Genomic DNA, 16,974 nt, shown 5'->3' on the forward strand with positions numbered 1-16,974 from the left:
TCTGCCCGGTCTCGAGATTGGAACAAGGTGCCCATTCAGGTTCGCCTCCGCCATATGAGATGGGGAGGAAATGGGCGCACCCCTCCGCGCGAACGGGAAGTCGCTTGACTTTGTCAAGGAAAAGGGTGAGCCTCAGGGTACAGGCTGAGTTTCACCACCATCTGCTCCAACAGATGTCACTTGCCCCCGCGCCAACGGGGGCAAGTCATTTCCAGGGTTCGGAGATGTTAGTTTCCGGCTCTTGGTACTCTCCTCGGCGCTCGGCGAGCGCATCTTCGGGGACGTCTTGAGTCTGTTCTTGAAACGCTACAAGCCCGGCCCCTTGAGTTTGGGTTGTGGGGCGTCATTCCTGGTTGGGCTTCAGAGCAGCCGCTTCATCTTGCGGGGTGCCAGATACTGCCGGCGGACTGATTGCGGCCCTCAGCCCAACCATCCAGTCGGCGATGTCCATCGCAAAGGCAAATTTGCCGCGGCGGCCGGGCACTTTGAATATCTTCACGGGCAAGGTTCCGCGTGCCTCTGCTTGGCGGAGCGCGTGGCTGGAGCGATAGCCAAGAGCTCGCGGCAAGTTTTCATAGCCGATGAGAGGCCCGAAATGAAAGGTCAATTCTCTTTCGATCTCACGGCGTTCCGGGGCCAGGATTGATTCGTTGGTCCGCTCCGTCATGGCGTGGTCACACCCCGTCGCTTGTGTCCTCCTGATTCTGCCCCTCTAATACGGATGGTGGAAGGAGTAACAAACTCGCGTTTCGTTACCCATCAAAGGTGAATGGGGAGGGGCACGGCCATGGCGCTCAAAGAGATACCCTTTTACGGCGAGGCGCGACTTGCCCGCATGCGTGCAAGCACGAGCATACTTCCCGCCAACCGAGCCGTGCCGTACTGCCTGCGATCACTCAGTGTCGGATTGTGGTTTGAATGCTTGCGAAGCCGAATGGGCCTATCCAGCGCATACGCGCTCGGACAGTCGATATCCCCGGAGCGTCCCGGCTGCCACTCCAATGTGTGGGTGAAATATGCCCATGCGGAACACGTCCCGTCCCAGGCGACGCAGGCAGCAGCCGAGGCGCGCTATCCCGGCTCCCGCATGGTTCTATGTTCACCGGTCTGGGCCGCTCTGAATGTCCACGAGGCACTTGGCGGTTGTGGAGAATCAATACTCATGTCGCTCAGTGCACCTGTGCAACTGGAAGTGTTCAGCGGAGCGAGCTTGCGAGCCGGCATGTTTGTCCGCCGAGACCGTCGGTTACGAGAGATCACCGAGGGCTTGTGCGGGCTGGGCACTCTGGATAGCCTGGCGGCACTAGTGGTGATGTTGAGGGTCGCCCATGAGCAGGGCAGACGGCATGACTGCTTTGCCTTGGGGCGTGCACTGCACGATTGCCTGCTACTGGTGGGGCAGGATAGTCCCATCCAGCTTATTGCCGAAGAGCTGTTCTGGTACTTCAGCCATTTCGTGCTTCCTTTCACAGGGTGCCGGGGTGTTCGGATTGCATCGTCGCGACGCCGCTTGCTCCTGCAGCATGAGGTTCTCTCCCGCCTCGTACTTGAGCTTGAAGACAGCGGGTTCGACTATCTCCCAGGCATGCGTCACCCGCTCTTGCGGGTAGTCCGCAATCAGCAGCATGCTCCGTCTTCGCGCTTCTTCTCGCCCGGCGTCGGACCCTGCAGCGCAACATCGCGGCAGATGGCGCGGTAGCGCTATCAATACAGAGTCTTGTTGAGACGAGGAGGCACCCAGGATGGTGAGCGCAGAGACTAAAGGCTCGACCGATTACGAAATGAGCCGCTTGTGGTGGGCGGCACGGCTGTCGCAGTCGAGTAGAGGCTCAAGATGATTGCCTATCTTGGTTGGGGGTCGCTGGTATGGCAACCCGACGGTCTACCGGTTCGTGGACAGTGGCTGGCAGACGGGCCAACGGTTTGCGTAGAGTTTTTAAGGCAATCCGGCAATGGACGGCTTACGTTGGTCATGCATGCGGCCGCGTCTGCTGTCACCTCCTTCTGGGTTGAGGCTGGTACCGACGACGAGGGCGACGCCAAGCGAGCCTTGCGTGAGCGGGAAGCCATTCCCTCAAAGAACATGGAGCGACACTTGGGGGTCTGGACACATGGCTGTCCAGCACCGGCGAGTATTCCTGGGCTCGCTGACTGGGCCGCTGCTCGCGGGATTACCACTGTGCTATGGACGGCGCTGCCACCGAAGTTCAACGGGGAAAATCAACGCGTCCCATCAGTGGAAGAAGCAGTTGCCTACCTCGCAAGCCTCTCAGGGCAAACTGCGACGCTCGCAGAAGAGTACGTCCGGCGAGCCCCGCCCCAGATTGACACCGTCTATCGTCGTGAGTTTGCTGCACGTCTAGGCTGGCATCCCCTTCCGAAAGGGAGCTAACTGCGACGTGCGTGTGATAGCCGATGGCCAAACTCCGGCAATGGCCAGCACCGTTTCTCACCTTGGGCCGACTTGGGCCGGAAGGCCCGGCCCTGTCAGCGCTGCCCGGGGCTCCGGCTCAACAACTGGATGAGCAGAAGCCACTTGTGTGTCACTTTGCCGGCGGAGGCAGCACAACGATGAGTGCCATCCATGGGGCGATTGCCAGAACAGTGGCAATGTACGCGTACTTCAAACAGCTGAATTTTGACGAGAGAATCTTGGAATTGCGCCAACATTGACCCAGGAGGTCTTCCTCGAACTCCATCAGCGTACGCTCCGCGCACTTCTGCAAGAACTCGTGCTCGGCCATGCTCGACACCCGTTCAAAGAAGATGAGCGAATTTGACCCGCCTCGCAGTTCCGGAAAATATCCGTACCACAGGTGCCAGAAGCTAACAGTAAGCGGTGTAAGGAACAAAACGCCCACAACCGAGATCAGGGCCGTTAGTTCATCAAGTTTCGGCAGCCGCGTCGCGATCATGGCAAGCATGCCCAGGTTGATACCCAGGCCGACCGAGAGTTTTGTGTCTACACGGGAGAAGAAGCCCAAGACCAAATTCAGCTGCTGCCAAGCGGCACTAACGCGGTCGCTTTGATTTGGCGGGTGGCCGCCAGAATTTTGAGGTTCTTGCACGGGGTGAGTTCTCTGTCTTGAGGGATACGGTTTGTGTTCGTTTGATGGCAGATCGAAGACCGCAGATGTCCAGCGTTCCGCAGCAGCGCGCTCCTGCAGCCGCACAATCCTCAAGGAAAGCTGTGTCGGCCAGCGCACATCGGTGCTGTTCCAAGATGAAAGTGACCAGGGCCGCAGCGTGGTCGCCACATGCAGTGATCGCACCGTCAGGATCGCGGCCACATGGGCAGACTGGGGGTCTCCCGACCAAGGTTTCAGTGCGCGTCGACACCCGAGCAAGGAGTAGTTTGCCGTGCCAGAGCTCGAGCCTCCGCTTCTGAGGGCGCGAATCCTTGCGGACCATGAACTGCCCCGCGAGCACATCTGCCTTGAATGCCGGACCCAGTCGTTCGGCTGCCTGCTCAGCATTGGCCTGATGCTGCGCAGCACGACCGTGCGCGCGGCCGTTCTCCGCTCCAGGAAAGACCCGGCGGGCGTTCGCGCCGATCTGGTAGGTCAGGTACTGGTAGACCGTGGCCCACCAATGCCTCGCTGCTGCTTCGTCTTGGATCCGGCTCGGATTGTCTTCTCCCCAGCCGAGGCAGAAGCTACGGTCACCGTTGATATGCCGATCGGGACAGAACCCCGGCAGCATGCCGGGGTCGGCGATCTCGCGCACTGAGACGTGCTCGCCTGCAACGGAGACGAGCAATCTAAATGCGTACTCGGCTCCGCCGGCCCGAACCACTGTGATCCCAACCAGCCCCCCGACAGGGTCTACGATCAACGTGGCACCGTAGTCCGGTGCCACGCGCTGCAGCAGCTCCAAAGGCCTTGGCGTCACGTCGCGGCCACATGAGGACGGATCGGCTGCGCGAGCGCAGGAGCCACTGCGGGTGCCACTTCAGCGTAGTGTGCCTCCAGTGTTGCCTTCGCCACGCGGTCCCCGGATGCGGCGAGTTCCTCCACCGCTGCGGCATAGTCTAGGTTCGCCGCCTTTCGCTTGTCGGTAAAGACGGTCCGTATCGCGGCGCTGGCGGCCTTGTAGGCATTTTCACCAATGGCCGTCTCCACACCGTCGCAGAGTCGTTGTTGGGCTTCAGATTCCAACACCGCTCGCCCCGTGGCACACCGCAGAAGGCTCCCCTTCATGCCCAGGCGGGAAATGGCAAGGGGGCCAAGTTCGAAGCCAATGGCCAATCCCAGCTCTGCCACTTCCGCGCCTTCGGCGCTCAGTTGCTCTAGGGCAGTGGAGAAACTGCTGCGCAATGCACCCGCGCACTGGGCAGCGGTGCTGACCGTGTCCTGCGCATCTGTCGTCTGTGACGTGCCCTCCAGCAGCACCCCATGAAGGCAGTCGCCAATAATACGGACACGACGCCCTCCAAAATCCTCGTGTACGACCGCATCCAGCTCAGAGCGCAATACGTGCAGTGTTCGAACCAGATGTTCGGGATCCTCCTCTAAGTGCTTGTCCACGAAGTCGGTGAATCCGTCAATGTCGGCATAGATCGAAACGCCATCAAATCGCCTTGAGTTCGCCGCGCTGAGCAGGGAGAAGTCCAGATCAGAAAGCGGAGGCGTCGGTCGACTGAACTTGAATTCGCCGATAGGGAGCTCGGCCTGTTCATCTTTCCAGAGTTCGATGATGCGCGACTTGGAAATGCCGAGTGCAGCGGCCTCGACGCATGCGGAAATCTGAGCATCGGTCAGCGAAGTGGTGCGGTCCTTGTTGCCGGTCAAGGTAGGCAGTTCAAGCACGGCACGTGCGCCGTGCGTCAGGTAGATGCCTTCAGCCCCTCCATGCCCGGCACACTTGGCCGCCTGATTGGCTGGGGAGCCTAAGAAAAGAGGTTCTCGGCTGGCGCGACGACCATTGTTGACGGCCAACGCCATCCCGCTGTCAATGCCGACACGAACCTGGGCATTGGGGATGTGCGCGTCCGAGTCGCCCGTTTCAGCCAGCACATCGATGGCGAGCTGGGCGATCGCAACCGCGCGCTCGATCCGGGCGCGTTCGTTGGCATCGCCGTACGGCTTGGTCACAACCGCATGCAGCCGCTGGTTGTGAAAGTCCACACGGATGGCATCACTTTCAACGAGGATGCGATGGACGGCGCGGTAGTGCTGATTCAGGAATCGAAGGGCCCGCTTGTGGCAGGTTTCGCCTTCGATGTCAGTGCAGCTAAGCATGTCCGCCAGATTGACGATGTCGATGTAGACATGCGCCCCTTGGACGCGATAGGCGCGATTGACTGGAATATCCACCAGCGAGGTTTCCCGCTTGTAATCGCGGATGTCCACGTCGCGGACTTCGGCGTAACGGGTGGCAATGCGCTTCTTGGTGCGATCTTTTTTCCAGCTGTGTCCCATCGTGCTACTCCCTGCGCCCAAGAGGAGGCCAGGCCGGGCGGGTCGCGTCGCCTACGGCGTGGCTGGCAGCCGGATTCATTCCAGCTCCTTTGGGCGTATATTGGGACCCAGTTCACACTTTCAAGGGGGCAGTATGGGGACTGGGATCGTCGAGCGCCTCGCGGCGGATGATGGCAGGCGACTGATCGCCGCCTTGGCTGAGTTCCGCCTGCTGGCCGGCTTGGACGCGGCCGCAGCCCAGCTGGCACAGGCCGGGGAATTGCTCGACGTGGGGACAGGGCAGGCCTTTATCACTCAGGGCGCCCCAGAGACCGACGTTTTCTTCATTGTCTCCGGCTCCGTGGACGTGCTGGTCAACGGCAAAGTGGTTAATACCCGAAGGGCTGGGGACCACGTCGGCGAAATGGCAGCCATCGAACCGGCGCAACTGCGGGCGGCAACTGTTACTGCACGCGAGCCGACCGTAGTGCTAAAGGTGCCGGAAATCGATTTCAGCAGGATTGCGGATTCACACCCCGTCATCTGGCGGCGGCTGGCCGCGACCCTTTCGCGCCGTCTAAAAGAGCGCAATCACATGATTACCCAACCTCGCGGACAGGTCCGGGTCTTTGTGATGTCGTCGGTGGAGGCGCTCCCTGTCACGCGGTTGCTGGTACAGCACTTCGAGCACGACCCGTTCCTGACGGTGGTATGGGACCACGGGGTGTTCCGCGCCGCCAACTACACACTTGACGAGCTCGAGCGCCAGCTGGAACAGGCAGACTTTGCCATTGCCGTGGCCCACGCGGATGACATGGTCATCAGCCGCGGTGACGAGTGGCCTGTCATGCGCGACAACGTCGTCTTTGAACTGGGTATGTTCATTGGATTCCTGGGGCGTCGGCGCGCCTTCTTGATGGAGCCGCGCGAAGACAAGCTGAAGCTTCCCAGTGATCTCACGGGGCTCACGACCGTCCCCTACCGATACACCCCTGGCCCGGACGCCCGGGCTTTGATTGCACCGGCATGCGAACAAATTCGCTCCCGCATTCTCGAAGCTGGGCCGAGGGACTGACGGTGGCACTGCTGGAAGAGATGACGGCCGCCGTGCAGGCGATAGCACAAACCCGATGGTCTACACGGAGAGGTCAAGTTGTACCCGATCCAGAAGATCTGCGATTGGGCAATGACGCAGTGGAGTTTGATCGTGCCACTGTTTTGTACGCGGACCTGAACGGCTCAACGAATATGGTCGACACCGAAGCCTGGCAGTTGAGTGCAGAGATCTACAAAGCGTTCCTGCACTGTGCAGCGACGATCATCAGGAAAGAGGGCGGCAAGATCACCTCCTACGACGGAGATCGTGTCATGGGCATCTGGGTGGGTGACCGGCAAGCCACGCCGGCGGCTAAGGCCGGGTTGAAAATCAACTATGCGGTCAAGATGATCGTCATGCCAGCGTTGAAACAGCAGTACCCCGACTGGACAGGTACCGTGAGGCATGTCGTCGGAATCGACAGCAGCCCAATCCGAGCTGCTCGCACGGGTATTCGAGGCGGCAACGACATCGTCTGGGTTGGACGCGCGGCCAATCATGCGGCCAAGCTCACGGACCTGGACCTTGCCCCGTCAACCTGGATTACCGATGAGGTGTTCATCCGGTTGGCTGATGAGTTGAAGTACGGTGGAACGCCGCCGACTCTGATGTGGGAGGCGTTCCGCTGGAACCGGCAGGGTGGTCGCCGCATTCACGGATCAGACTGGGCTTGGCGCGTCTAAAGCGCCCTCTGCGGACCCGGCATTCGCAGGGCCAGCATGGCAGGGAAAGGGCGCACTGTTAGAGGCCGATTTCATGGCGCGGGAGTCAGGCAGCCGAGTCCTGCCCTCCGATGAGTGCGCGCCGGGAGAGGAACCCGCTGCCATTGCGGAGCTCTGGCAGAGGTTCATCTACGCACCGGCCCCTAGCGCCGCATTGATCTCAGCGAAGGCCTTCTCAAAGCGCTCCAGCGTTTCATTGATGGCCGTAGTTTCCGCGGCCAGCACGTGCTGATTCTGGATGAGCCAGTTGGCGGGAGTGAAATGATCCAGGGGCGGAACGGAAGCCCCCATGACATTAAACAGTGCTTCGGCCTGTTTGACCTGGCGCGTCAGGGCACCGTCTTGGCTGAACTGCCGGGCGGAAATTTGCCCTTTTCCCTTCAGACCGTAGGCACCGTTGAGGATGTCGGCGAAGACGGCGGGTGCGAAGAAGTCCTCAATGTCGCTCTCCGCCTTTCCGGTGAAATCCGTGGCTACCAAGACGCCGGAAGTCTTCATGATCTGAGACTCCCTCAGCCGCTGCACCTTGCCTTTATCGCCATTGCCGTAGTCACACAAGGCGACCATGTGGATGCCCTTGCCAGAGAAGAGCGAGGCGAACGATTGCACTTTGTCTATGCCGCCTGTGGGGCAGATCACCCACCGGCTGTCCAAGCCTTGGCGCTTGCGTTGCTTGAGCGCGTGCGATGCCGCCTGAAGATAGAGCACATCCGAAGGTCCTTCGACCAACAGGGTATGCGCTCCCACAAACAGGCTTTGGGTAACCTCGTAACCGAGATGGGCCTGAAGGGGGAACAGCGTGTCCTGATCGACGCTCAGGACGTCCGCGGAGACCTGTGTGCCCTTAACGGTGGGGCGGCGACGCTGGTCGTAGGTGACAACGTCCTCGACGACGCGAACGTCCGCAAGACGATCGGCCGGCACCATAAAGGGCGAGTGGGTGCTGTAGATGACCTGGTGGTCGGGGAGTAGACGCTCAATGATGTAGCGGAGCAGATCAGCTTGCGCCTTTCCATGTAGCGTCAATCCAGGCTCATCCAGAAGGATGATCGCACCGGGGTTCCTCTTTCGCATCTGCTTGAACTGCGACAGGAAGGAGAAGAACCAGACGAATCCGGCGCTGCGCTCAGACAGGGGCACCGAAACCTTGTGGTTGTCATTCCGAATGCGGATTTTGGCAACAGTCCCGCTATTGAAGGGGGCGGGATCCTCGGAGAGGCCTTGGGCAAGCGCTATCTCTACACTGAGCGCGTCGTTCTGACTCCAAAACTCGAAGATCTCATCGGTAATTTCATTGGAGGCGGCTTGGCAACGTGCGTTGAGCTCTTCCAGGCGTGTGCTGGACTGCAATTCGCTGACCGACGTCCCGGCGTACTCGAGGAAGTCGAGGAAAATCTGGTCACCCGGGGAGATCGTCGCGCCGCTTTGGGTGTCACGAGACAGCTTGTCCAGCGATATCTCCCCGGACATGCGATCAAAGTGAGAGGTATAGAAGAACGCCGGCATCCTTTTCTGCAGGATATCGATGGCCGCCAGCACTGGTTTCCCCTTGCGGAAGCCGCTGATGGACCGCTTGACCGCCTGCAATTGGTCAGACGGCTCGGGGTGCGCATCTATCTCGACCACGAGTCGATCCAGCAATATCTTGGAAAACTTCTCCCGCTCTTCGCCTGCCACACCGTGCTGGTCGAGCAGAAACGCGCGCACCACGTTGGGATCGACGTGAATGCTCCAAGTGCTGTGGCCACTGTAATCTGTCGTTACGTCAACGGTCGTACTACTTAACGCGCCGGCACCCAGGACGTCGGCGACCGCCTTTTGGTCTTCGTGGCTGAGCTCCCAGGTCAGGGTGGCAACCGGTGCGGGTTCGTCGTCGTGGCGTTCCTCATACCGCGTGAGGAAGCGGCGGGGGTAATCGCGCACCGTGTCGTAAGCAAACTGGTCGGCGATGGGACGGGTACCAAACAACGCCGTCAGAATTGCAGTCTTGCCCGCCTCGTTCTTACCGACCAAGCAGGTCAGCTCTCCGACATCGAACGTTCCGGAATCCTCTGCAGAACGGAAGTTTCGGATCCGTGCCTTGACTAGCTTCATGCTGCCCCCTGATTCCTGCCGTGGATGGTGCGCGTCTTGTGCAGGATAGGGCCCGAGCGGGGCACATTCAACGCGCACTGCTGGCCGCTCGGGCCGGAGGCTCAGTCCTCATCCATCAGGCGCGCGGCGGGGTTGCTGCCGACGCCGCCCTGCTGGAAATATCCGATCACGCTGGCCACGGAGCGGTGATCGGTCATCGCCATCAGCGCCGGCAGGGCCACCCCACGCCGCGCACCTTCGGTAACAAAGCCCGAGCGCAGGCTGTGGCCGGCAAAGTCCCCGTCCAGACCGGCCAACCGCGCCCGGTCCTTAACGATGGCGGCGACCGCCTTGCCGCTGAGCGCGCCGCCCAATGACCGTGGCCAGACGCGCCGGAACAGGGGGCCGTCGGTAATCTCGGCCACGTCCAGCCAGTCCTGCAGTGCGGTGGCTGCCTCTCCCAGGATGGGCTTGTCGGGGCTGCTGCCAACCACTGGCCCGGACTGCAAGGTTTTTCCGTGATCCAAGCGATAGGTGTAGCCGCCTTCGGGCAGTCGGGTGAGGTGATTCACCGTCGCCTCGGCGACTTCGCTGCGGCGGCGCCCGCCGCTAGCAAAGGCAAAGTAGAGCAGGGCGCGATCGCGCTTCCCCTTGAGCGAGGTGTCGCAGGTGGCCGCCATTGCGCGCAGATCTGCGGCTGACAGCGCGGTCTTCTTGGCCGGGCGCTCGCCTCGTTTGTGAGAAGCCCTGCGCCCCTTGGACAGTAGGGTCCTCACGGCGCGATCCTCGCAAGGGTTGTCTTGGCGGGCCTGCTTGTGGGCCGCCGACAAGACCGCCACCCGGTGGACCAGGCTGGAGAACGCCAGCGGCCCAGGCTTCTTCTTCAGGCCCGCATGCACCAAGGCACTATCCAAGTCTGCAGGCAGATCCCAACGAAGCCCCAAATCGCCTGAGCGCCCCATGTGATCCACGATGAACTGAACCACTGCCGCCGGGGGGACGGGTAGGGCGATGGGCCTGCCATAGCGCCCTTCGAACCAGCCCGCCCAATAGCGCAGGGCGCCGGCGTAGCTGCGAATGGTGTTAGGCGCTTCGGCCTCCTGCAGGATGTCTCGCACCGCTTCTGCGGCGGAAGTGGCCAGCCGCTCCGGAACCAGCCCCGAAACGAGTTCCCCTGACGCAGCAGTGATATTATTCATATGTACTATGTATTGTGCACTATGATTAGGTTGAGCTACATCTGATAAATATGCCTTATCAGACATGGCCTGCCAATTCTCACCGTTCCGCAGAAGGACACCCAATGGCCAAGGGCATCAGCGAACTGGATGTGCACCAGGCAGCGGACGACATCATCGCCGCCGGCGAACGTCCCACCGTCGAGCGAATCCGAGCCCACTTGGGCACCGGCTCGCCCAACACCGTCACGCGTTGGCTGGAGACCTGGTGGCAGACCGTAGGCTTTCGCCTGCGCCAGCGCGCCATTGAGGCGGCGGTTCCAGGCATCCCAGAGCGGGTAGCTCACCTGAGCCAGCGTTTGTGGCAGGCCGCGCTGCAGGATGCCGGCGAGCTCGCTCAGACCCAGCTGGAGTCGACCAGGCACGCACTGGAGGAACGCGAGCGCCTGCTGGAGGAGGACCGGGTGGCCCTGACGCTGGCGATTGAGGCCAGCCAGAAGCGCGAAAGGGAGGCTCAGGTCCAGACTCAGGCCGCCGCCACCACCGCGGAGCAGTTGGCGGCACAGGTCTCCCAGATGACGGCACAAGTACAAGACCTGCTGCGCCAACGCGATGGAGCCTATGGACGGGCGGAGCGACTCGAGCAGGAACTGGATGCCGTACGCCGCAGTCTGGGCGAGGCCGCGGCCGCTCACGAAGAAGAGAGGAGGGCGCTCCAGGCGCACGTCAGGGCAGTGGAGGATCGTGCCCATACGGAGGTTGACCGGCATCGCCAGGCGTTGCGGTCAGCCGAGCAGGAGTGGGGGCGGGAGCGCATGGCCTTGGCCACCTCATTGCGAGAGAGCGAGCAACAAGCCATTGCTGCTGCCAACCGCGAGCAACAGGCATTGCGCCGACTGGAAGGCGTGAACGCGCGGGCTGATGGCTTGGAGGCGCAGCTGACGTCACTGAAGGAAACCACTCGGCAAGTTACCGAGGCACTCCGACAAGGGAGAGCGAACACGGCAACGCCAAGCAGGCAAAGCAAGCCACGCCGCACCGCGCCCAGAAGAGTGGGCGAGCCGACACAAGAACCCAATAGCAGGAAATCTAAGACTTGAGGCCATCCATTCGATCAAGGCTTCTTTCCCCGAAAGACTTGGAGGACGTACACGCCCCCCCCCCCAAAGTTCATCCTCGACCGCGCCCGAGAGCACGGCGCGACAGGCCCCGTACGAACGGTAGAAACCAGCACGCCGGAGGAGGAACGCCATGAAGCAGGGAAGAACTGACAGAGATTGGGCGGTGGTCGCTGTGATGACCTTTGCCGCAGGAGCCGTCTTGACTTGGGCACTCATGAGCAAGCCGAGTCCCAAATCCGCCACGTTAGCGCTTGACTGGCCGGCGTGGGTGCAAGCGATCGGCAGCATCGCAGCCATCATCGCCGCGGGACTGATCCCCCTTTGGCACGCCAGAGTCAGGAGACGGGAGGTCACACAGTCCCTCATAGAGCTGATTTCCTATGCGCGATTTCCAGCGACACTGATGCTGGCGCAGTTCGAGGGAGGATTCGGCGGCCCCCGGCTGATCTTGGCGCATCTGACCCAGCTTCATAAGGCTTTCGATTCAGTCAACTATGTTGACGTGCCGAACCGATCCTTGGCGATTGCGCTGCAGCAATCAGCAACGGCTGTGAGTGCACTTAAGGAGATCCAGGAACTCTTTCTGAGAAAAGAAGAGATGAAAAAGGGGCGGGGGAGCGAGATCGTTAAAAAGTACCTGCTCATGCTCGATAGAGCCGTCGAAGAAGCAATCAAGGCAACCGGTCAGCGGCCTCGAGACTTCAACTACGACACAATCGTGCTGCCTAATGAATAGCCCATGCAAATGCTGTTCGTTACAACTACGCGGTAATAGTCACAAACCTCTCTCTAGTAATCCACTGCCGAGGGCTATCCGGCAAATCGTGCGGAGTCGGAGGGAGTAGCTGGCGTCTGAACGGGGGAACTCGCCTGGCGATGTAGCAGGGGCCTGGTGCACTGGACTGTAACAGAGCAGTTTCACTGTCACCGCGCCTTGTTACGGTAAAGAACCTCCGTTACATTCGCTGCTATGAACGACCTCGACGCCGCAGCCCGCTATCTTCAGGGTCTACTACCCGACATGGTCGGTGAGCTCGAGCCCTGGCCCAGCTCCAAGACGCGCGGCTTACCCCACTTCCTCGCCACCCTATTCGGCCTGGCCGAGCTTGACCTGCTCGGCCACAGGGTGCTGCTGGCCACCGTCCCGGCGCAGACGGAACCGTTGCCACCTTTGCGGCTGATCGCGCAGGTGCATCGATTGGCGGAAAAGGCCGGCTTGAGGGTCATTCTCGTGCTCTCCGGCGTTTCGCCCTACATTCGCTCCAAGCTCATCGAGTCTCGGGTGGATTTCGTTGTGCCTGGTAGCCAACTGTTCGCTCCGAGCTTCCTGATGAGCTTACGCGAGCGCGATTCGTCTCCAAGGGTGCTCACATCCGCTGGGGAGCGGTTGAGCCATCCGGCACAAGCGGTTCTGATCGCGGCCCTGTTGCGGCCCGACTTGGAGGAGCGCGGCATCCCTGGCAGCGTCCCGTGGGTGCCGCTCGACCTGGCGCGCGAGGCAGGCTACTCACGCATGACTGCCTCGCGGGTCGCCCGTGAACTGGTGGCGGCTAACCTCGTCAGCGCCCAGCGCGAGGGGCGGGAGACGAAGCTACGGTTCTTGAAAGCGCGCCGCTCCTTGTGGGCGGTCGCGCTGCCGCGGCTGCGCTCGCCGGTGCTGCGCACCACTTGCATCGGCAAAAGTGGCTTGGACATGCTGCTGGCCGATCATTGTCGTGCTGCGGGAGAAACCGGCCTGTCCGTTCTCACCGAACTGGCGGCGCCATCGCGTCCGATCGCTGCGATCGGACGAGACTGCTTCCGTCGGCATCCGGAGCCGGAATGGTTTCCCGTGGCCGGCGAGGGCTATGCAGACGTGCAGCATTGGGCGTACTCCACCCGCCTGGGTGGCGCGGGCACCGTCGTGGACCCGTTGTCGCTGTACCTGTCCTTGCAGGGACAGGGCGACCCGAGGCTGAACGGCGCGCTGCGGGACCTGCTCGATGAGGTCTTCGTCTGATCGCAGGCGCGCGGGAGCTCGGCGAGTGGTGCCTGAACTCCGGTACCAGTCCGCGGTCATCGGGGCCGTTGCGCTGGCCGTCGTAACGCAGGAAGCGAAGCGGCAAGTGGGGCCACGAAGGATCTGGAACGTGGTGCTGAGCGTGGAGGCGCTGACGCTTGCGTTCGGCCAGCGGTTCTCGGGGGGATATCGAGGCAGCGGCTACGAGGTGCGCCAGCCCTCGGACCGACACTCAACGTTCTATCGCTTCCGGCGGCCTGCGCCCAGAAACTGCAGGAGTGGCCGACGGGTCGTTTCGACCTGATCGTCTGCAGCGGGATGGACGACTAACCCGGGCCGGATGCCCTGCTCGAACTGCGTGACGGTGCGCATGGGGCGACGAAGGACGGTAGCCTGCTGGTGGCTTGCCAATGGCTGCCCATCCTTCAAGTAGCAATGCCTTGGGCGCATGCGCTGGCTAGGATTGTGCCGCGCTGAATCTGCTTCTGGCCGGCAGACGATCACCCTCGAAGTCGCAGGGCTAGGACAACTGATCTCAATCATGGAGGGATAGATGTGGCCTAACCCTTAACAACTCCGTGAGGGCGGCTTACATCGCATCCACAGTGATGCCATGAAGGATCATTGAAGCATGCTGGGACGCAAGTTTGTCCAGCGCAGGTGCATGCGGACTCGAGGTCCCGAACAGCTCGTGGAACAGCACACCCATTACGATCGGAGCCATGATTGAAAAGGCCATGAGATTTGAGTCGCCGGCGCGGACGGTCCCCTTGGCCTGCGCCCGCTCGACAGCGCTTGCCACCAGCCGGATCATGCGAGATGCAACTTCGTCATGCCAGATCCTCGCAAGCTCAGGAAACATTCGGCTCTCCGATAGCACCATTCGCAATGCTGCAGACAAGCGGGCATCGCCACCTGATGAGACCGCTCGCTGGAGGAGCGTCGGGATTAGCTCCTCAATCGACCCGTCGAAGGTCGCCTGTGCCGTCTCAAGGCCTTCCAGATTTGTGGAGATCAACTGGCGCGCTGCGGCTCGAAACAGCTCTTCCTTGGTTTCAAAGTAGAGGTAGATCGTGCCCTTCGCGACTCGTGCGCGCTTCGCGATATCAGAGAGCTTTGCGGCAGCAAAGCCGTTCTCAAGGAAAACATCTACCGCAGCGTCTACAATCTCGAGCGGCCGCGCCTCCTTGCGACGACTCCACTTAGGTTGCATCTCGCTCACGTGCTCAATCTCTTGCCCATGCGGGAATCCCAATAGCGCTGCAGCTCGTCTAGGGACTGCGTTGGCTGTGCCAATCCCACCCAAGTGTCAGGCCGCAGAACGTAGACAGCGTCCTGCTGACGTCCAGCGCGGCCATGTTCTTCGTGCCAGGTAAACTCGCGAAGAGCCATGCCGCGGCTGTCGCACCAGCCCTTTAGTTCAGTACTGGCTCGTCCATAGACATGGACCTGCCAGCCGATTTGCTCTGAGATCGCGTAGTTGTCCTCACCACGCGTCTTCACCCAGGGCAGGCGATCGCCGCCTTCAATCTTTCCAGCCTTGCCCTGGCTCAAGGGGCTATGCGATCTACAGCATCATCATGATCAACGTTGTCTTCCACGTGATCCCGCTGATTCTCGGGGTCGGCTACGGCGCGGGAACGCTAACTGCGATCATCATCTTCATCCCCCTCTGCGCTTGGATGATCTACACATCCTTTGGCGCGGGTCGTATGAGCTATCGAGCACTAGCCCTTTTGGTTGGTGCGGGAGTGTTGTTCCATGCCCTACTCACTATTCCGATGATTCTCCTGCTGCAAGGTGCAATCTCAGAGACGTCCGTAGTCATGATTCAGGTAGCCAACCCCTTTGTGCTGATGGTCATCTTGTCGGCGGCGGAGCGCTCGCGCTTGAGCATGCCGGCAAGGCAGCGTCGGCCAAGTGCCTCTCGCTAGCTCGAGTCTTCTTCGGCGCCTAGTCAGACCTCCCATCCCGTCTCGCTCACGCAGCCGCTTCGGTGACCCCTGGCGGACAAGGCGGAGCAACTTTAATGGTGCCTGTCCCCGCCTGTGTTGAGGCGGGGTAGCAGCTTGCAATGGCGTTAGGGATTCTCGATGGGAGCCAGATCATTTGCCCCTATTGCTCGATGGAGGAGGGGGCTGGCTCGCTCCTATTGAGCCGACGCCTTGCCCGGGCCTTTGTATCTGCTCAGCCAATAGCTGTAAGGCGTGGGTAGCACGCTGGCTGGGAGCTCCTGGCCAAGCGCAATGGCCATTTGGTACGGATAGTGCGGATTGGATAGGTGGGCCCGCCCGATCATCACTAGGTCAACCTGACAGTCCGCTACAACGCGCTCGGCAGTCTGTGGATCATCGATGCACCAACCTGTGGCCACCGGAAGCCCAGTTTCATTAGCAAATCGCTCAGCAAGGGGTGCCAGGAACGCCTGTGTACCCCATGGGACGCGGCCACCAAGAGCACTGAAGCCAATGCTCACGTTGAGCAGATCAAGCCCCAACTCTCGCATTTCTTTGCCAATCTCAATGGAGTCGACCAGTGCTTGGCCATCGCGCGAGTTGTACTCCACAACTCCAAAGCGCGCGGTCAGCGGCAGATGCTCGGGCCAAACCTTACGGACGGCCGCCAATGTCTCCAGCAGGAAGCGTGCTCTGTTCTCCGCACTGCCACCGTAGCGATCCTCCCGCTTGTTGCTGTCGGGGCTGAAGAAGCTCTGCGCCAGATAGCCATGAGCGAAGTGAAGCTCCAGCCATTCAAATCCTGCAGCAAGCGCACGCTTGGCTGCAGCGACGAAATCCGCTTGAACGCGATGAATGTCCTCAACCGTCATCTCGTTGGGAACTCTATCGAGCGAGCCGCCAAAGGCGATCGGCGAGGGACCAAGGATCGCCCATCCTGCGGGATCATCGGCTGCGATGTGGTCATCGCCTTGCCATGGCCGATTTGCACTAGCCTTGCGCCCTGCGTGGCCGATCTGGATGCCAGCTACGGCACCGCCTTGCTTGATGGCAGAAGCGATGGCTGCCATTCCTGGAATTTGCTCATCACCCCACAGGCCAGCACATCCCGGGGTGATGCGTCCTTCCGGAGACACGGCGGTAGCCTCGACAATCACGAGCCCAGCGCCTCCGCGCGCAAGCGCGGCATAGTGGCTGAGATGCCAATCGTTGATACGGCCGTCCTCCGCACTGTACTGGCACATGGGCGGCACCGCGATACGATTCTTAAGAGTGACACCTTTGAGCTCGAATGGGCTAAACAGGGCAGACATAAACGGGGCTTTGGGGAGAGCAAGAGGAGCAAGCACGGGGATTTACTCCGGCTTAGGACGTTGACTTGGCGGCTCGAGCTGCTTCCACCAGGCCGTCCAGCCAATCCTGGTGACCATT

15 protein-coding genes are annotated in these 16,974 nt (G+C 61.1%); 6 read left to right on the plus strand and 9 right to left on the minus strand.

The features are described 5' to 3' along the window. Positions 1 to 343: 343 nt before the first annotated feature. From N7367_RS00520 to N7367_RS00535, 4 genes are all read right to left on the minus strand, one after another. Positions 344 to 667: a hypothetical protein gene (locus tag N7367_RS00520; protein WP_024956858.1), complete on the minus strand. Its 324-nt coding sequence runs from the start codon at positions 665 to 667 to the stop codon at positions 344 to 346. A gap of 720 nt (positions 668 to 1,387) precedes the next feature. After that, a complete protein-coding gene (locus N7367_RS00525) occupies positions 1,388 to 1,627 on the minus strand; it encodes a hypothetical protein (RefSeq protein ID WP_126412177.1) in 240 nt (79 codons plus the stop codon). A gap of 916 nt (positions 1,628 to 2,543) precedes the next feature. Beyond that, positions 2,544 to 3,290: a Pycsar system effector family protein gene (locus tag N7367_RS00530; RefSeq protein ID WP_128990601.1), complete on the minus strand. Its 747-nt coding sequence runs from the start codon at positions 3,288 to 3,290 to the stop codon at positions 2,544 to 2,546. Between the two features lie 597 nt (positions 3,291 to 3,887). Then, positions 3,888 to 5,420 (minus strand): adenylate/guanylate cyclase domain-containing protein, encoded by a 1,533-nt coding sequence (locus tag N7367_RS00535; protein WP_279941499.1) that lies wholly within the window; start codon positions 5,418 to 5,420, stop codon positions 3,888 to 3,890. Positions 5,421 to 5,553: 133 nt separating this feature from the next. Between N7367_RS00535 and N7367_RS00540 the strand changes: the two genes are divergently transcribed. Together N7367_RS00540 and N7367_RS00545 are read left to right on the plus strand one after the other, a co-directional pair. Continuing rightward, on the plus strand, positions 5,554 to 6,474 hold the full coding sequence (locus tag N7367_RS00540) for a TIR domain-containing protein (protein ID WP_088428977.1): 921 nt from the start codon (positions 5,554 to 5,556) through the stop codon (positions 6,472 to 6,474). Positions 6,475 to 6,476: 2 nt separating this feature from the next. After that, positions 6,477 to 7,178: an adenylate/guanylate cyclase domain-containing protein gene (locus N7367_RS00545; protein ID WP_024956864.1), complete on the plus strand. Its 702-nt coding sequence runs from the start codon at positions 6,477 to 6,479 to the stop codon at positions 7,176 to 7,178. A 168-nt stretch (positions 7,179 to 7,346) separates the two neighbouring features. On the opposite strand, the gene N7367_RS00550 is transcribed toward N7367_RS00545, so the two are convergent. Both N7367_RS00550 and N7367_RS00555 read right to left on the minus strand, forming a co-directional pair. After that, a complete protein-coding gene (locus N7367_RS00550) occupies positions 7,347 to 9,311 on the minus strand; it encodes an AAA family ATPase (RefSeq protein ID WP_024956865.1) in 1,965 nt (654 codons plus the stop codon). A 101-nt stretch (positions 9,312 to 9,412) separates the two neighbouring features. Further along, positions 9,413 to 10,489, minus strand: a complete 1,077-nt coding sequence (locus N7367_RS00555; protein ID WP_049453654.1) for a site-specific integrase — start codon at positions 10,487 to 10,489, stop codon at positions 9,413 to 9,415. 104 nt (positions 10,490 to 10,593) lie between these two features. Here N7367_RS00555 and N7367_RS00560 point away from each other — a divergent pair, with 104 nt between their 5' ends. The 3 genes from N7367_RS00560 to N7367_RS00570 all read left to right on the plus strand — a co-directional run bounded on the left by N7367_RS00560 (position 10,594) and on the right by N7367_RS00570 (position 13,588). Continuing rightward, positions 10,594 to 11,568 (plus strand): DNA-binding protein, encoded by a 975-nt coding sequence (locus tag N7367_RS00560; protein ID WP_049402764.1) that lies wholly within the window; start codon positions 10,594 to 10,596, stop codon positions 11,566 to 11,568. A gap of 151 nt (positions 11,569 to 11,719) precedes the next feature. After that, complete coding sequence (locus N7367_RS00565) at positions 11,720 to 12,325, plus strand: hypothetical protein (protein ID WP_033836002.1); 606 nt, start codon at positions 11,720 to 11,722, stop codon at positions 12,323 to 12,325. Positions 12,326 to 12,559: 234 nt separating this feature from the next. Beyond that, positions 12,560 to 13,588: a hypothetical protein gene (locus N7367_RS00570; RefSeq protein WP_049402763.1), complete on the plus strand. Its 1,029-nt coding sequence runs from the start codon at positions 12,560 to 12,562 to the stop codon at positions 13,586 to 13,588. A 589-nt stretch (positions 13,589 to 14,177) separates the two neighbouring features. Here N7367_RS00570 and N7367_RS00575 read toward each other — a convergent pair. Together N7367_RS00575 and N7367_RS00580 are read right to left on the minus strand one after the other, a co-directional pair. After that, a complete protein-coding gene (locus N7367_RS00575) occupies positions 14,178 to 14,801 on the minus strand; it encodes a TetR/AcrR family transcriptional regulator (RefSeq protein WP_043033616.1) in 624 nt (207 codons plus the stop codon). A 5-nt stretch (positions 14,802 to 14,806) separates the two neighbouring features. After that, positions 14,807 to 15,142, minus strand: a complete 336-nt coding sequence (locus N7367_RS00580) for a hypothetical protein (RefSeq protein WP_043033500.1) — start codon at positions 15,140 to 15,142, stop codon at positions 14,807 to 14,809. A gap of 26 nt (positions 15,143 to 15,168) precedes the next feature. Between N7367_RS00580 and N7367_RS00585 the strand changes: the two genes are divergently transcribed. After that, positions 15,169 to 15,522, plus strand: a complete 354-nt coding sequence (locus N7367_RS00585; RefSeq protein ID WP_043033501.1) for a hypothetical protein — start codon at positions 15,169 to 15,171, stop codon at positions 15,520 to 15,522. Positions 15,523 to 15,737: 215 nt separating this feature from the next. Here the strand turns inward: N7367_RS00585 and N7367_RS00590 are convergent, their stop codons facing one another. Beyond that, positions 15,738 to 16,856: an NADH:flavin oxidoreductase/NADH oxidase gene (locus tag N7367_RS00590; RefSeq protein WP_049402762.1), complete on the minus strand. Its 1,119-nt coding sequence runs from the start codon at positions 16,854 to 16,856 to the stop codon at positions 15,738 to 15,740. Between the last annotated feature and the right edge of the window lie 118 nt (positions 16,857 to 16,974).

Origin of the sequence: Stenotrophomonas sp. GD04145 (assembly GCF_029835135.1) — a bacterium.
Taxonomy (GTDB): Bacteria; Pseudomonadota; Gammaproteobacteria; order Xanthomonadales; family Xanthomonadaceae; genus Stenotrophomonas; species Stenotrophomonas maltophilia_P.